This window comes from Pedobacter sp. JY14-1 (assembly GCF_029269825.1).
Taxonomy (GTDB): domain Bacteria; phylum Bacteroidota; class Bacteroidia; order Sphingobacteriales; family Sphingobacteriaceae; genus Pedobacter.
The window spans coordinates 601-13,927 of sequence record NZ_JARJHU010000009.1 but is presented as its reverse complement, the minus strand read 5'-3'; the positions used below and the strand labels follow the sequence as shown (position 1 = coordinate 13,927).

13 protein-coding genes are annotated in these 13,327 nt (G+C 48.0%); 11 read left to right on the top strand and 2 right to left on the bottom strand.

The window, feature by feature from the left end; genetic code table 11:
• Positions 1-6 precede the first annotated feature (6 nt).
• The gene (locus P2W84_RS17160) at positions 7-660 is read left to right on the top strand and encodes an NAD(P)H-binding protein (protein WP_276091395.1); all 654 of its coding nucleotides are present in this window, start codon (positions 7-9) and stop codon (positions 658-660) included.
• Positions 661-723: 63 nt separating this feature from the next.
• Here P2W84_RS17160 and P2W84_RS17155 read toward each other — a convergent pair whose 3' ends face one another.
• A complete protein-coding gene (locus tag P2W84_RS17155; RefSeq protein WP_346348969.1) occupies positions 724-1,782 on the bottom strand; it encodes an NAD(P)-dependent alcohol dehydrogenase in 1,059 nt (352 codons plus the stop codon).
• Between the two features lie 177 nt (positions 1,783-1,959).
• Between P2W84_RS17155 and P2W84_RS17150 the strand changes: the two genes are divergently transcribed.
• Together P2W84_RS17150 and P2W84_RS17145 are read left to right on the top strand one after the other, a co-directional pair.
• The gene (locus P2W84_RS17150) at positions 1,960-2,532 is read left to right on the top strand and encodes a lipocalin family protein (protein WP_276091394.1); all 573 of its coding nucleotides are present in this window, start codon (positions 1,960-1,962) and stop codon (positions 2,530-2,532) included.
• A gap of 16 nt (positions 2,533-2,548) precedes the next feature.
• Positions 2,549-3,007, top strand: coding sequence for a low affinity iron permease family protein (locus tag P2W84_RS17145; RefSeq protein WP_276091393.1), 459 nt, complete (start codon positions 2,549-2,551; stop codon positions 3,005-3,007).
• A gap of 12 nt (positions 3,008-3,019) precedes the next feature.
• Here the strand turns inward: P2W84_RS17145 and P2W84_RS17140 are convergent, their stop codons facing one another.
• On the bottom strand, positions 3,020-3,889 hold the full coding sequence (locus P2W84_RS17140) for an AraC family transcriptional regulator (protein ID WP_276091392.1): 870 nt from the start codon (positions 3,887-3,889) through the stop codon (positions 3,020-3,022).
• A 103-nt stretch (positions 3,890-3,992) separates the two neighbouring features.
• On the opposite strand from P2W84_RS17140, the gene P2W84_RS17135 reads away from it, so the two are divergent.
• From P2W84_RS17135 to P2W84_RS17100, 8 genes are all read left to right on the top strand, one after another.
• Positions 3,993-5,636 carry an alpha-L-fucosidase gene (locus P2W84_RS17135; protein ID WP_276091391.1) on the top strand — a complete coding sequence of 548 codons (1,644 nt, stop codon included), beginning with the start codon at positions 3,993-3,995 and terminating at the stop codon, positions 5,634-5,636.
• A gap of 12 nt (positions 5,637-5,648) precedes the next feature.
• A complete protein-coding gene (locus tag P2W84_RS17130; RefSeq protein WP_276091390.1) occupies positions 5,649-6,647 on the top strand; it encodes an aldo/keto reductase in 999 nt (332 codons plus the stop codon).
• A complete protein-coding gene (locus tag P2W84_RS17125) occupies positions 6,644-6,979 on the top strand; it encodes an L-rhamnose mutarotase (RefSeq protein ID WP_276091389.1) in 336 nt (111 codons plus the stop codon). The genes P2W84_RS17130 and P2W84_RS17125 overlap by 4 nt, the downstream gene beginning before the upstream one ends.
• Positions 6,979-8,001 carry a zinc-binding alcohol dehydrogenase family protein gene (locus P2W84_RS17120; protein ID WP_276091388.1) on the top strand — a complete coding sequence of 341 codons (1,023 nt, stop codon included), beginning with the start codon at positions 6,979-6,981 and terminating at the stop codon, positions 7,999-8,001. The genes P2W84_RS17125 and P2W84_RS17120 overlap by 1 nt, the downstream gene beginning before the upstream one ends.
• On the top strand, positions 7,998-9,080 hold the full coding sequence (locus tag P2W84_RS17115) for an endo-1,4-beta-xylanase (RefSeq protein WP_276091387.1): 1,083 nt from the start codon (positions 7,998-8,000) through the stop codon (positions 9,078-9,080). Before P2W84_RS17120 ends, P2W84_RS17115 begins: the two co-directional genes overlap by 4 nt.
• Positions 9,081-9,113: 33 nt before the next feature.
• Positions 9,114-11,570: a glycoside hydrolase N-terminal domain-containing protein gene (locus tag P2W84_RS17110; RefSeq protein WP_276091386.1), complete on the top strand. Its 2,457-nt coding sequence runs from the start codon at positions 9,114-9,116 to the stop codon at positions 11,568-11,570.
• Positions 11,571-11,575: 5 nt separating this feature from the next.
• The gene (locus tag P2W84_RS17105) at positions 11,576-12,433 is read left to right on the top strand and encodes an alpha/beta hydrolase-fold protein (protein WP_276091385.1); all 858 of its coding nucleotides are present in this window, start codon (positions 11,576-11,578) and stop codon (positions 12,431-12,433) included.
• 9 nt (positions 12,434-12,442) lie between these two features.
• The coding region (locus P2W84_RS17100) for a ThuA domain-containing protein (protein WP_276091384.1) at positions 12,443-13,327 on the top strand (885 nt) is incomplete at its 3' end.

Here is a 13,327-nt window from a genome sequence, read left to right as displayed (position 1 = left end):
CCTCACATGAAAAAAATAGCAGTAATCGGAGCCACAGGCTTCGTAGGTTCAAAAATCGTCAAAGAACTCTCTGATCGCGGTTATCAGGTACTGGCCATTGCCCGGAATACAGATAATATTGCAGGCCAGCCCAATATTAAGGCAGTCAATGCGGACATTAATGATACCGGTCAGCTTGCCGAGATCCTCAAAGGCTCAGATGCTGTCATCAGCGCATTCAATTCCGGCTGGACAAACCCAAATATCTATGACGATTTCATTAAAGGTGCCAGGAGTATTGAAAAAGCAGTAGAACAATCCGGTGTCAGAAGATTTATTACCATCGGGGGTGCCGGGAGTCTGTATGTGGCAGACAATCTGCAGTTGATAGATACACCAAACTTTCCGGCCGAATATAAAGCCGGCGCTCAGGCGGCAAGAGATTATCTCAATGAAATTAAAAACAACACAATTCTCGACTGGACATTCTTTAGCCCTGCCATAGAAATGCACCAGGGCACCTCAGGCAAAAGAAAAGGTATCTACAGGACCGCCCTCGATACACCAGTATTCGACGAAAACCATAGATCCATTCTGTCCGCTGAAGATGTAGCCGTAGCGCTTGTCGACGAAATCGAACAAAACAAGCACATCAGGCAACGCTTTACAGCCGCATATTAGCCACCCTCCGCACATACGGTAACGGAAATCCCCAGACAAACATCCGGGGATTTCCGTTACCGATTATTTTCTCAGTGATGCCATATCAATAACAAAACGGTATTTCACATCCCCTTTAAGCAAACGCTCGTAGGCCTCGTTGATCTGGTCAATATCGATCATTTCAATATCTGCAACAATCTGATGCGCGCCACAGAAATCCAGCATCTCCTGAGTTTCAGCGATTCCACCGATCATCGAGCCCGCAAAACTCCTGCGACTTGGAATGAGGCTGAATGCAGCTACCGGAAGCGGGTGCTCAGGGGCGCCTACCAAAGCAAGCGACCCATCCACACGCAGCAAACGAAGATAAGAATTGATGTCATGCGCTGCAGAAACCGCATCCAGCACAAAATGAAGCTTACTTGCGTATTTAGCCATTTGCTCATTATCCGTAGACAACACCACATCATCTGCACCCAGCCTTCTTGCATCCTCAAACTTTGAAGCAGATGTAGTAAAGACAATCACTTCAGCACCCATCGCCTTGGCAATTTTAACAGCCATATGTCCCAGACCACCGATACCGACAACCCCTATCCGCTTACCTGGTCCGATATTCCAGTGCTTCAGCGGCGAATAAGTCGTAATACCCGCACATAATAACGGTGCAACAGCGGCAAGGTCCAGGTTTTCAGGCACACGCAGTACAAATGACTCATCCACCACAATACTTTCCGAATAGCCGCCATAAGTTCTGGTCCCCAGATGTTTATCCGGAGAATTATAAGTGCCGGTATTCCCCAGTTCACAGTATTGTTCCAGACCTTCTTTGCAGTATTCACATTCACGGCAGCTATCCACCATGCAGCCTACAGCCGCCAGGTCTCCTATTTTAAATTTGTTTACATGACTGCCCACACGCACGATCTTGCCTACAATTTCATGTCCCGGTACACATGGATAAACAGTACCATGCCACTCATTTCTTGCCGTGTGAAGATCTGAATGGCAAACGCCGCAATACAATATCTCAATCTCTACATCATGCGGTATAGGATTTCTTCTCTGGATATTTAAAAGGTCCAGGCGTGCATCTGCCGCCTGGGCACCAAAGGCTTTCGTTAGTTTCAATGATTCCATAATAAGTGGTTTAACGAGTTAAAATTACGACTTAACTGGCACCAATAGACTACCACACAATAATAATTACCAAATAAGACAACCAGTGTAAATCTTAGAAAACGGAAACAATTATGCCCTTTCACTGTTCAAATAGGCAAATGTCCCTGGCGACACACCCGGACCCTACTTAATCCTATGAATAAAACCGAAAGAAACACACTTTTAGTTACCCTGGCACTGGGAGCCTGTACCGTGCTTTTGAATGCCTGCCGGGTCAGCATCCCAAAAGGTGCAAAAGCAGTAAAACCATTTGATACACAAAAGTACTTAGGTAAGTGGTATGAAATCGCACGTATGGACTTCAAATTCGAAAAAAACCTCAGCAATGTGACCGCTGATTACACCGAAGGTGATGAAGGTATGATCCTGGTGCGTAATCGGGGCTATGACAAAGTAAAACTCAAATGGAAGGAAAGCATCGGAAAGGCAAGATCCGTCAGAGACCCGCAGGAAGGAAAGTTAAAAGTTTCGTTCTTTGGTCCGTTCTATGCCGGTTACAATGTCATCGCTATAGACCGCGGCTATCAATACGCACTTGTTGCAGGGAATAATCTCAACTACCTCTGGATACTTTCACGCACACCAGATATACCCGATTCTGTAAAAGACGACTATTTACACCGTGCCAGGGAACTCGGCTACCAGGTTGAGAATTTGGTCTGGACAGAACATGAGCATATAGCCGTCGAAAAGCAAATGACTAACTGATCAACAATATTTGATAATGGCAAAGAATAAGAAAGCAAACAGATTTGAGATCATTGCGAATAAAATTACCTGCTGGACGGGAAGTGCTACCGCCTTTGGTCTTGCAGCCCTGACAATAATCACCTGGGCAGTAAGCGGCCCCTTCTTTCACTATTCCGAAACCTGGCAGCTGGTCATTAACACAGGCACCACCATTGTCACTTTCTTAATGGTGTTCCTGATCCAGAAGTCACAGAACAAAGACAGCAAAGCCATACAGCTTAAGCTAAATGAACTAATTGCCGCCTCACGTTTTGCCAGCAACAGGATGGTAGACATTGAAGATCTGAGCGAAGAGGAACTCGACTTACTGCACAAATATTATGAGAAACTATCCGATATCGCTGAAAAGGACGATAACATCCATAAATCACATTCAATTGACGAGGCGGAAAAATTAGAAGCCGAGAAACAGAAGATCAGACAGGAGAAATGAAAAGTCTGTAAATCAAAACAATTTTTTATAAATACCCGGACTCATGCCCGTCACCTTCTTGAAAGTCCTTGAAAAATGTGAAAGACTCTCAAACCCCGTCATTTCCGCTACCTCCGCATATTTGGAGGATGTCGTCATAATCAGATATTGTGCACGCTCGATACGCTTCTCATTAATATAGGCCAACGGACGCGACCCGGTATATCTTTCAAAAAGCCTGGAAAAATACTCAGGGTTTTGGTGTGCCCTTTCCGCAAGCGATCTTACGGTAAGTGGCAAGTGCAAATGCACCGATATATAGCTGATCGCATCCAGGATTTTTACCGGGATAAACTTCCGTTCTGTTTTGCCAAGTACCTCCGGAGCCGTAAAGCGGGAAACCAGCTGGTATAGAATGCCCTGCGTTTCCAGGAACTGCGAAGTATTTTGCTGATTGTTCAGTTCCTGGTACTCCCGGTAATAAACATCCTTTTCATATACTTTCGGATCATCAGACCTGTTGATCCCGCGGCCCGGATTTATCGCCAGGAGGCGTTTAAAATTAATAACGTCAGTTTCTGCCGCCTTCACCTTAAAGATAGATCGGTTGTTGGCAAAAAGCGACATACCATCCGAAGATTCTTCAAAGAACTGCACGAAATACTGCTCCAGAAAATGCGCACAAAACAGGTTACAGATCGTAAAGCTGGGTATGAGATATAAATAACCCGCCTCAAGGCTCAATTGTCGCTCAAAGTGGGAAATTTCCCCTGCCCCATCAGAAATATAATAGATACGGTGGTATGGACTGATTACGTTCCTGTAATTCCACCTCGAGTCAAGTCTGACCAGATCTACATTCATCAGAGAGAAGCTATGGGTCAGTATTCGTTTGATCACCATGCAATATAGATGAAAAAGTCTGTTTTGAGAAAAAAAATGTCTGTTTTTGTCTTAAATAAACAAACAAAACAAGTGTAGTTTTGAATAAACCAAGTAAAAACTTATGAAACGTCGTACACTGATCAAAGGCGGTATCGCCAGCCTGGCTACCTTATACGTCACAAAAGCCTTTTCACAACCGTTAACTTCTGCCTTATTGCCTGGACAGCAGGGACCATTTTTACCTACCTGGGATTCACTGTCAGGGTACAGCGTGCCCGAATGGTTTCGCGATGCAAAGTTCGGCATCTGGGCGCACTGGGGGCCTCAGTGCCAGCCGGAACGTGGCGACTGGTATGCCAGAGGTATGTACGAAGAAGGAAGTGATCAGTACAGATACCACTGCGAAAAATACGGCCATCCCTCAAAGTTCGGCTTCAAAGATGTGATCAACGAATGGAAAGCAGATAAATGGGATCCCGAATACCTGGTTAGCTTATACAAAAAAGCAGGTGCCCGTTATTTCATGGCACTCGCCAATCACCACGACAACTTCGATCTTTTTGACAGTAAGCACCAGCGCTGGAACTCTGTAAATCTCGGCCCGAAGAAAGACCTGATGGCCGGATGGGCCAAAGCCGCTAAAAAACATGGGCTTCCGCTGGGCGTAAGCGTACACTCGGCACATGCTTGGCTGTGGTATGAAACCGCACAGCGTTCAGACAAGAACGGACCGATGAAAGGAGTTCCTTACGATGGTAAGCTAACAGCTGCACAGGGCCAGGGTACCTGGTGGCAAGGTTACGATCCACAGGAACTCTACGCACAGAACCACCCCCTTAGCGAGGGTAGCGAAGACAATGGCAGGATACACAGTCAGTGGAACTGGGGAAATGGTGTCTATCCCCCTTCGAAAGCATATTGCGAAAACTTCTACGACCGAACAATAGATCTCATTACCAAATACGATCCCGAACTCGTATACTTCGATGATACAGCACTGCCTCTGTGGCCGGTGAGCGATGCCGGACTGCGCATTGCCGCACATCTTTACAATAAGAGCATTAAAAAACATGGTAAACTGACCGGCGTTGTCTGCGGAAAAATTCTCGATGAACAACAACGCAAATGTATGGTGTGGGACATTGAACGCGGCCAGAGCAATAAGATCGAACCACTGCCATGGCAAACCGACACCTGTATCGGTTCCTGGCATTACGACCGCCGTATTTACGACAATAACCATTATAAATCGGCCAAAACAGTGGTGCATACACTGGTAGACGTCGTCAGCAAAAACGGCAACCTGATGCTCAACGTTCCGCTAAGGGGCGATGGCTCTATCGACGACAAAGAACTGGCTGTAGTAGAGCAGATAGGCGAATGGATGGCGGTAAACAGTGAAAGCATTTATAGTACAAGACCCTGGAAGGTATTCGGTGAAGGTCCTGCAATGGAATCTGCAGCGCCGCTAAGTGCCCAGGGCTTCAACGAGGGCAAGGGAAAGCCATTCGGTGCTGAAGACATCCGTTTTGTAACCAAAGGTAAAGTGCTGTACGCTACATTGCTGGGCAGGCCTTCAGATAACCTGGCACTGATCAGGACCTTAAAGGCACCGGAACAAGGCAAGGTCCGGAAAGTCACCTTACTTGGCCATAAAGCAAACCTGGAATTTGAACAGGACGCTACGGGGCTAAAGGTAAAATTACCCGCACAACTCACCGGAGACATTGCATTTGTGCTGAAAATAGAAGGTCAGTTAGTTTAACAACAGGAAAGCATGGATCTACCCCGGATCATATTTGGCACCAGCGGGCTTGGAAACCTGTACACCGCATTGACGGACCAGCAAAAGCTTGACATCGTATCGGAATGCCTGAAGCATTCAGAAAAACCCGCTGTATTTGATTCCGCCGGAAAATACGGTGCTGGCCTTGCCCTGGAGTCGCTTGGCCGTTGCCTGCACCAGCTTGCCGTAAACCCCCGCGATGTGGTCATCAGCAATAAACTAGGCTGGCTCAGGATCCCGCTGGTCACAGATGAGCCTACCTTCGAGCCCGGCATTTGGAAAAACCTGCAACACGATGCCGTGCAAAGCATTAGTTATCAAGGCATTCTGGACTGCTATTACCAGGGCAACGAACTGCTGAACGGATATTCCGCAAAACTTGTATCCGTACATGATCCCGATGAGTATCTGGCAGAAGCCCGCTCCCCTGCCGATCGCGAAAAGCGATTTCAGGACATACTATCCGCTTACCAGGCACTGAAGATGCTGAAAACAAAAGGCGAAGTAGATTCAGTTGGCGTCGGCGCAAAAGACTGGCGGGTCATCAAGCATATTGCAGAAGCAGTCCCCTTAGACTGGGTCATGATAGCCAACAGCATGACGATACACAGCCATCCGTCTCAACTGGCAGATTTTATGACATCACTGCAAAAAAAGGGCGTAGCGATCATCAACTCAGCAATCTTCAATGCCGGCTTCCTTACAGGTTCAGATTACTATAATTACAAACTCGTGAGCCAGGAAACACAGCCGGAACTTTACCGCTGGCGCGATGCCTTCTACGAGCTTTGCCGGAAAAGAAATCTTCAGCCAGCTGCAGTTTGTGCCGCTTTTGCCTTGACAGCTCCAGGCGTAAAAAGCATCGCCTTAAATACCACCAATCCATCCAGAGTAGCGGAAAACGTCAGCCTCGCAACGGTGAAAATACCTGATGGCTTCTGGGAAGAAATGAAGAATTTAAAATTAATTGAACAACATTACGAAATATGAAAAGATACTGCCTTGCACTCGACCTTATTGACGAACCCCAGCTGATTGCCGAATATGAAAACTGGCATCGGGCTGAAAACGGATGGAAGGAAATCCGTGAAAGCATCCTGGTTTCCGGAATTCTAGATATGCAGATCTACCGGACGGGAAACCGCTTATTTATGATCATGGAAACCGACGATCAGTTTTCCTTTGAAAAAAAGGCGCAAATGGACAATGAGAATCCAAAAGTCCAGGAATGGGAACAATTGATGTGGAAGTTTCAGCAACCCCTTCCCTGGGCAAAACCAGGCGAAAAATGGATCCTGTTAGAAAAGATATTCCAGCTATAATGGAAAATGTAACAACACTCGTTTGCAACCAGCCGGGTGAATTTACCTGGCAAAACCATGAACTGGGAGCATTAATCCCGGAACATACCCTCCTTAAGATCAAACGCATAGGGATCTGCGGTACAGATATCCATGCCTTTGACGGTACGCAGCCTTACTTCAGCTACCCTCGGGTCCTCGGCCATGAACTAGCGGCAGAAGTTGTCGAAAGCAGCGACCAAGAATCTTTTCCTGCGGGAAAAACAGTAACCATTATGCCCTACCTCAATTGCGGAGAGTGCATTGCATGCCGCAACGGAAAAACCAACTGCTGCACCAAAATGCAGGTATTTGGCGTCCATAAAGATGGCGGCATGGCTACTTATCTGCAGGTACCCACCAGGCTGGTCATCGATGGTCAGGGACTCAGCATCAATGAGCTTGCCGTTGTAGAACCCCTCGCGATAGGTGCCCATGGTGTCCGCCGTGCAGGAGTCCAGCCCGGAGAATTTGTTCTGGTCATTGGTGCCGGGCCTATAGGATTAGGTACGATGGAATTTGCTGGAATAGCCGGTGCGACCGTAATAGCATTAGACGTCAATGAAAACCGCCTCGCCTACTGCCGGGAAAAACTCGGTATTATACATACCATTAATGCAAAGGACGACGTTGTAAGCAGACTTTCCGAAATCACAAAAGGCGATATGCCTACCGTAGTTATAGACTGCTCCGGTAACCTTAAAGCGATGAACGGTGCGGTAGACTACATGGCCCATGGGGCCAGGTTTGTGCTGATCGGACTGCAGAAAGAACCACTTGTCATCAGCCATCCTGAATTCCACAAAAGAGAAGGAACGCTCATGAGCAGCAGGAACGCATTACCCGAAGACTTCAGCTTCGTAATAGACTGTATCAGAAACAAACGGGTAAACACCGGCGACTACATCACACACAAAATAAAATTTGAAGAAGTTCCTTCACTTTTTCAGTCGGTATCAGCACCCGGCAGCGGGGTAATCAAAGCACTGATCGAAGTATCATGAGAAACAGGATTATCATTGCACTTATTTTACTTGCAGGTATACCTCCGGCCACTTTTGCGAGACAGGCAAAAACAGAAGTTGGCCTGAAAGACTGCTACAAATCATATTTCCCGATCGGTGTAGCGGTCACCCCTGCCCAGCTCCGCGACCCGCAACAACGGCAGCTGATACTGAAACACTTCAACAGTATCACAGCCGAAAACGCGATGAAAATGGGCCCCATACACCCCCGTGAAGATTGGTACAACTGGAGAGATGCCGATTCTATTGTGGCATTCGCGCAATCAAACGGGCTTAAAGTCAGGGGACACAATCTATGCTGGCACACGCAGGCACCACGTTGGATATTTTATGACAGTTTAGGAAATCTGGTAAGTAAAGAGCTGTTGCTGAAACGGCTGAAAGCGCACATTGATGCGGTAGCAGGACGATATAAAGGAAAAATCTATGCCTGGGATGTCGTAAACGAAGCGGTTTCCGATAAACCGGGGGAATTCCTCCGCAATTCCTTATGGTACCAGATCTGTGGCGAAGATTATATTGCAAAAGCTTTTGAGTATGCCCACGAAGCAGATCCGGAAGCCGTACTTTTTTACAACGACTACAACACCGAGTACCCTGAAAAAAGGGAAAAAGTATACCGCCTCTTAAAAAAACTGAAGGATGCCGGTATACCCGTTCATGCGGTAGGGCTTCAGGGGCATTGGTCTGTGGCACAGCCATCCCGGCAGGTATTGGAAACTGCGATCAGCCAATATGCAGCACTCGGCATTAAAGTGCAGATTACAGAACTGGATGTATCCGTTTACACCGACGGCAACATCCCTGAGGAAGCAAAGGGTACAGAAGCAAGGGGCTTTACTCCCGAAAGGCAAAAAAGGCAGGCAGAACAATACGACATGTTCTTCCAGGTATTCAGAAAGCATAAAGATATCATTACAGGTGTCACTTTCTGGAACCTTTCCGACCGCTACAGCTGGCTCGACAACTTTCCTGTAAGGGGGCGGAAAAACTATCCGCTGCTTTTCGATGAACAGCTCAGGCCGAAAGAAGCTTACTGGAAAGTTGCAGATTTCTGAAGATGAAGTATAAAACACCAGATAGATACACGTATGAAACGGCATTTTAAAACAATTTTCCTGTTGCTGGTACTGGCAGTGTCACTGCCGGGTTTTGCCAGACAGGTGCCAGGCAACAAAGCAGACCTGCTTTGGTACGATAAACCAGCAGCCAGCTGGAATGAAGCCTTGCCTGTAGGCAATGGGGTTATCGGCGGGATGCTTTTCGGCACAACCGGCCGGGACCGCATCCAGTTGAATGAGGCGACGATATGGGGCGGTGGCCCAAATAACAACATAGACGAAAATGCAGCCGGGCCCATTGCCCAGGTTAGAAAACTGCTTTTCGAAAAGAAATACGTAGAGGCCCAGCAAATCGCAAACGAAAAACTTGGGCCAAAAGGAAACAGCGGTATGCCCTACCAGCTGGCTGGTAATCTTTACATTACCTTTCCCGGCCATGAAAAAGCTACCGGTTATTACCGCGACCTGGATATCGGAAATGCAGTCTCTGCCGTAAGCTATGTCAGTAACGGTGTACGTTACAAGCGTGAATACCTGGTTTCATTTACCCACAACGTAATGCTGGTAAGGCTCACAGCCGACCGGCCTGGAATGATCACCTGTAAAATGAAGCTGCAGAGCCCCTTGTCGACAAACATTCAGGCCAATGGAAATGACCTGGTCCTTTCAGGAAAAGGAAGCGACCATGAAAACCAGAAAGGACAGGTCCGCTTCAATGTCATCACCCGCGTCCGTTCTTCCGGCGGCACTCAGCAGACAGATACTTCAGGCATCAGCATTTCAGGGGCAGATACGGCAGTAGCCTACGTTTCCATCGCCACTAATTTTGTCAGCTACCGCGATATTTCCGGAAACCCGCTGACCAGGGCAACGACTACACTGGAAAAAGCTTACCAGAGCAATTTCAATGCACTTTTATCCGCTCATAAAGCCTTCTATAAAAGTTATTATGACCGTGTAAAACTAAATCTCGGCACTTCAGCAGCAATAGAGAAACCAACCGACATCCGTCTGAAGGAATTTGCAGATGGAAAAGATCCCCAGCTTGCAGCACTTTATTTCCAGTTTGGCCGCTACCTGCTCATCTGTTCATCGCAGCCGCAGTCTCAGCCGGCAAACCTCCAGGGAATATGGAATGGGGAACTGAAAGGTCCATGGGACAGTAAGTATACCGTAAACATCAATACCGAGATGAATTACTGGCCCAGTGAAGTTACCCAATTGCCCGAGTTGAGCACCCCGCTCTTCAACATGATCAGCGACCTCTCAATTACCGGGCAGGAATCCGCAAAAAAAATGTATGGTGCCAGAGGTTGGATGTTGCACCACAATACAGACATCTGGCGCAGTACAGGTATTGTCGACGGAGCGTTCTGGGGCCTTTGGCCTATGGGCGGTGCCTGGCTGTGCCAGCACCTCTGGGAGCATTACCTTTTCACCGGCGACAGACAGTTTCTGAAGAAATACTATCCGGTAATGAAAGCGGCCGCCTGGTATTATATGGATGTCCTGCAAACCGACCCCGAGCACAATTGGCTGGTGGTATCGCCATCCATATCACCCGAAAACCAGTATATCGGCGGAAAAACGGCCGTTTCAGTGACGGCCGGGGCTACGATGGACAATCAGCTGGTTTACGGTTTATTCACCAGTTTAACCAGGGCTGCAGCCGAGCTCAAGACAGACAAGGCATTTGCCGACAGCATACTCCGTTACCGAGACAAATTGCCCCCGATGCAGATCGGCAAGTATGGGCAGCTGCAGGAATGGCTCGAAGATTTTGACAATCCCGAAGACAAACACCGTCACGTGTCGCATTTATATGGATTATTTCCCGGCAACCAGATTTCGCCGTTCAGACATCCAGAACTTTTCGCAGCGGCAAAAAACGCACTGGTTTACCGGGGCGACGTGTCGACAGGCTGGTCAATGGCATGGAAGATAAACCTTTGGGCACGCCTGCTGGATGGCAACCACGCCTATAAACTCATTACAGACCAGATCAAACCTGTAACCGGTGGCTCAGGCGGCACCTATCCAAATCTGTTCGATGCCCATCCACCCTTCCAGATCGACGGCAACTTCGGTTGTACTGCGGGCATCGCCGAAATGCTGCTGCAAAGCCACGACGATGCAATCTATTTACTTCCGGCGCTGCCAGACGTCTGGCCGCAGGGAAGCGTAAGCGGGCTCATGGCCAGGGGTGGCTTCAAAATAGATATGGAATGGTCAGATCGTAAGATAACAAAACTCGTTATCCACTCCGCACTGAACGGCAAATGCCGGTTGCGCCTGAATCAGGCTGTCAGCAGCAAGCTGCTGAAAAAGTCTGCTGGTACTGCCGGGAATATCTTCAATCAACCCACAGACATTAAAACTCCGCTTGTCCACAAGAACGAAAAAGACTTAAGCATCAATCTGCCAGAAACATGGACTTATGACCTTCAGACAAAGGCTGGCAATAGTTATACAATAATCGGAAAATAAAACAGATGAAAAAGATTGCATTACTCATAACATTAGCGGTTATCGTCATATCCGTGAGGGCGCAGGAAGCAGGCCTGCCTCCTGCCGGATTTGATACTTTCCGGGACCAGGCAGTCCACGGCCGAATCGACACGGTAAGTTACTATTCCAAAACAGTAGAAAATACGAGAAAAGCCATCGTTTACCTGCCACCTGGATATTCCGGTCAAAAGAAAAATCCTGTTCTGTATCTGTTACACGGAATCGGGGGCAACGAATACGAATGGTTAAGTAACGCAAATCCTCAGCATATCCTGGATAATCTGTATGCAGATCATAAAATCGTTCCAATGATCGTGGTAATGCCTAACGGAAGAGCCATGAAAGATGACCGCCCGACAGGAAACATCATGGCCGCCGATAAGATTGAAGCATTTTCACGGTTTGAAAAGGACTTGCTGCAAGACCTTATCCCCTATATTGAAAAGCAGTATTCCGTTTCAGCAAAAAGAGATTCGCGCGCCATTGCAGGTCTTTCTATGGGTGGCGGACAGGCATTGAACTTCGGTCTCGGAAACCTGGGGCAATTTGCATGGATCGGCGGTTTCTCATCTGCACCCAACACCAGGCAGCCAGAAGCGCTGTTACCCGACCCTTCAGGTGCAAAAAAGAAAATCCGCTTGCTGTGGATATCCTGCGGTACAGAAGACAACCTGCTCAATATCAGCGAGAGGACCCATCAGTATCTCGACCGCAACCAGGTAGACCACGTCTACTATACTGCGCCCGGCAAGCATGATTTTGCGGTCTGGAAAAAAGACCTGTATAATTTCAGTCAGCTTTTGTTTAAATCAGCTTCAAACACCAAACCAACACATAAATAACCCTGACAGATGAGAAAGTATTTTATCCTTGCTGCGCTTTGCATAGCCGCATTTATAAATTTCAAAGGCAGTTTCTCCGGTATGGACAAAGGCCGTCGGCTGGAGCTGCTGCTGCTGGGCCACGACAGCAAACACCACAATTCCGAGAAGTTCACCGAGATCATCTCCCAGGAATTCTTCAAAAATGGCATCAACATCAGCTATACCACCAATCCGGACGACCTGAATGCCGAAAACCTCGCCAAATACGACGGCCTGGTCATCTATTCGAACCACGACCTGATCAAACCCGAACAGGAAAAGGCACTGCTCGACTTTGTGAAATCAGGAAAAGGATTCATTCCCGTACACTGTGCCTCCTGGTGCTTCCAGAACTCCCCCGCCTATATCGACCTGGTGGGCGGACAGTTCAAGACCCACGGCACCGGAGAGTTCCAGATGGTCATTAAGGATGCCAGACATCCTGTCATGAAAGGCATCACCCCTTTCACTACCTGGGACGAGACCTATGTCCACGATAAAGTGGCCAAAGACATCCATGTACTGACCGAGCGCATGGAAGGAGAACGTCATGAACCTTATACCTGGGTCAAAAAATACGGCAAGGGAAAGGTATTCTATACCGCCTACGGACATGATGAACGCACCTGGAAAAATCCGGAATTCCTCAAACTGCTGCAGAATGGCATCCTGTGGGCGGTCAGTGACGCCGCCCGTAAGGACTGGGAGAAACTGCCTAAGCCAGCACCTGCCTATACCGATGCCAAACTGCCCAACTATGAGAAACGTCCCGGCGGATTCCAGCTCCAGGCGGAGCTCAACCCCCAGCAATCCCAGCAGATGACACAGGTCCCTGTAGACTTCCGCATGCAGCTCTTTGCCGCTGAACCCGAC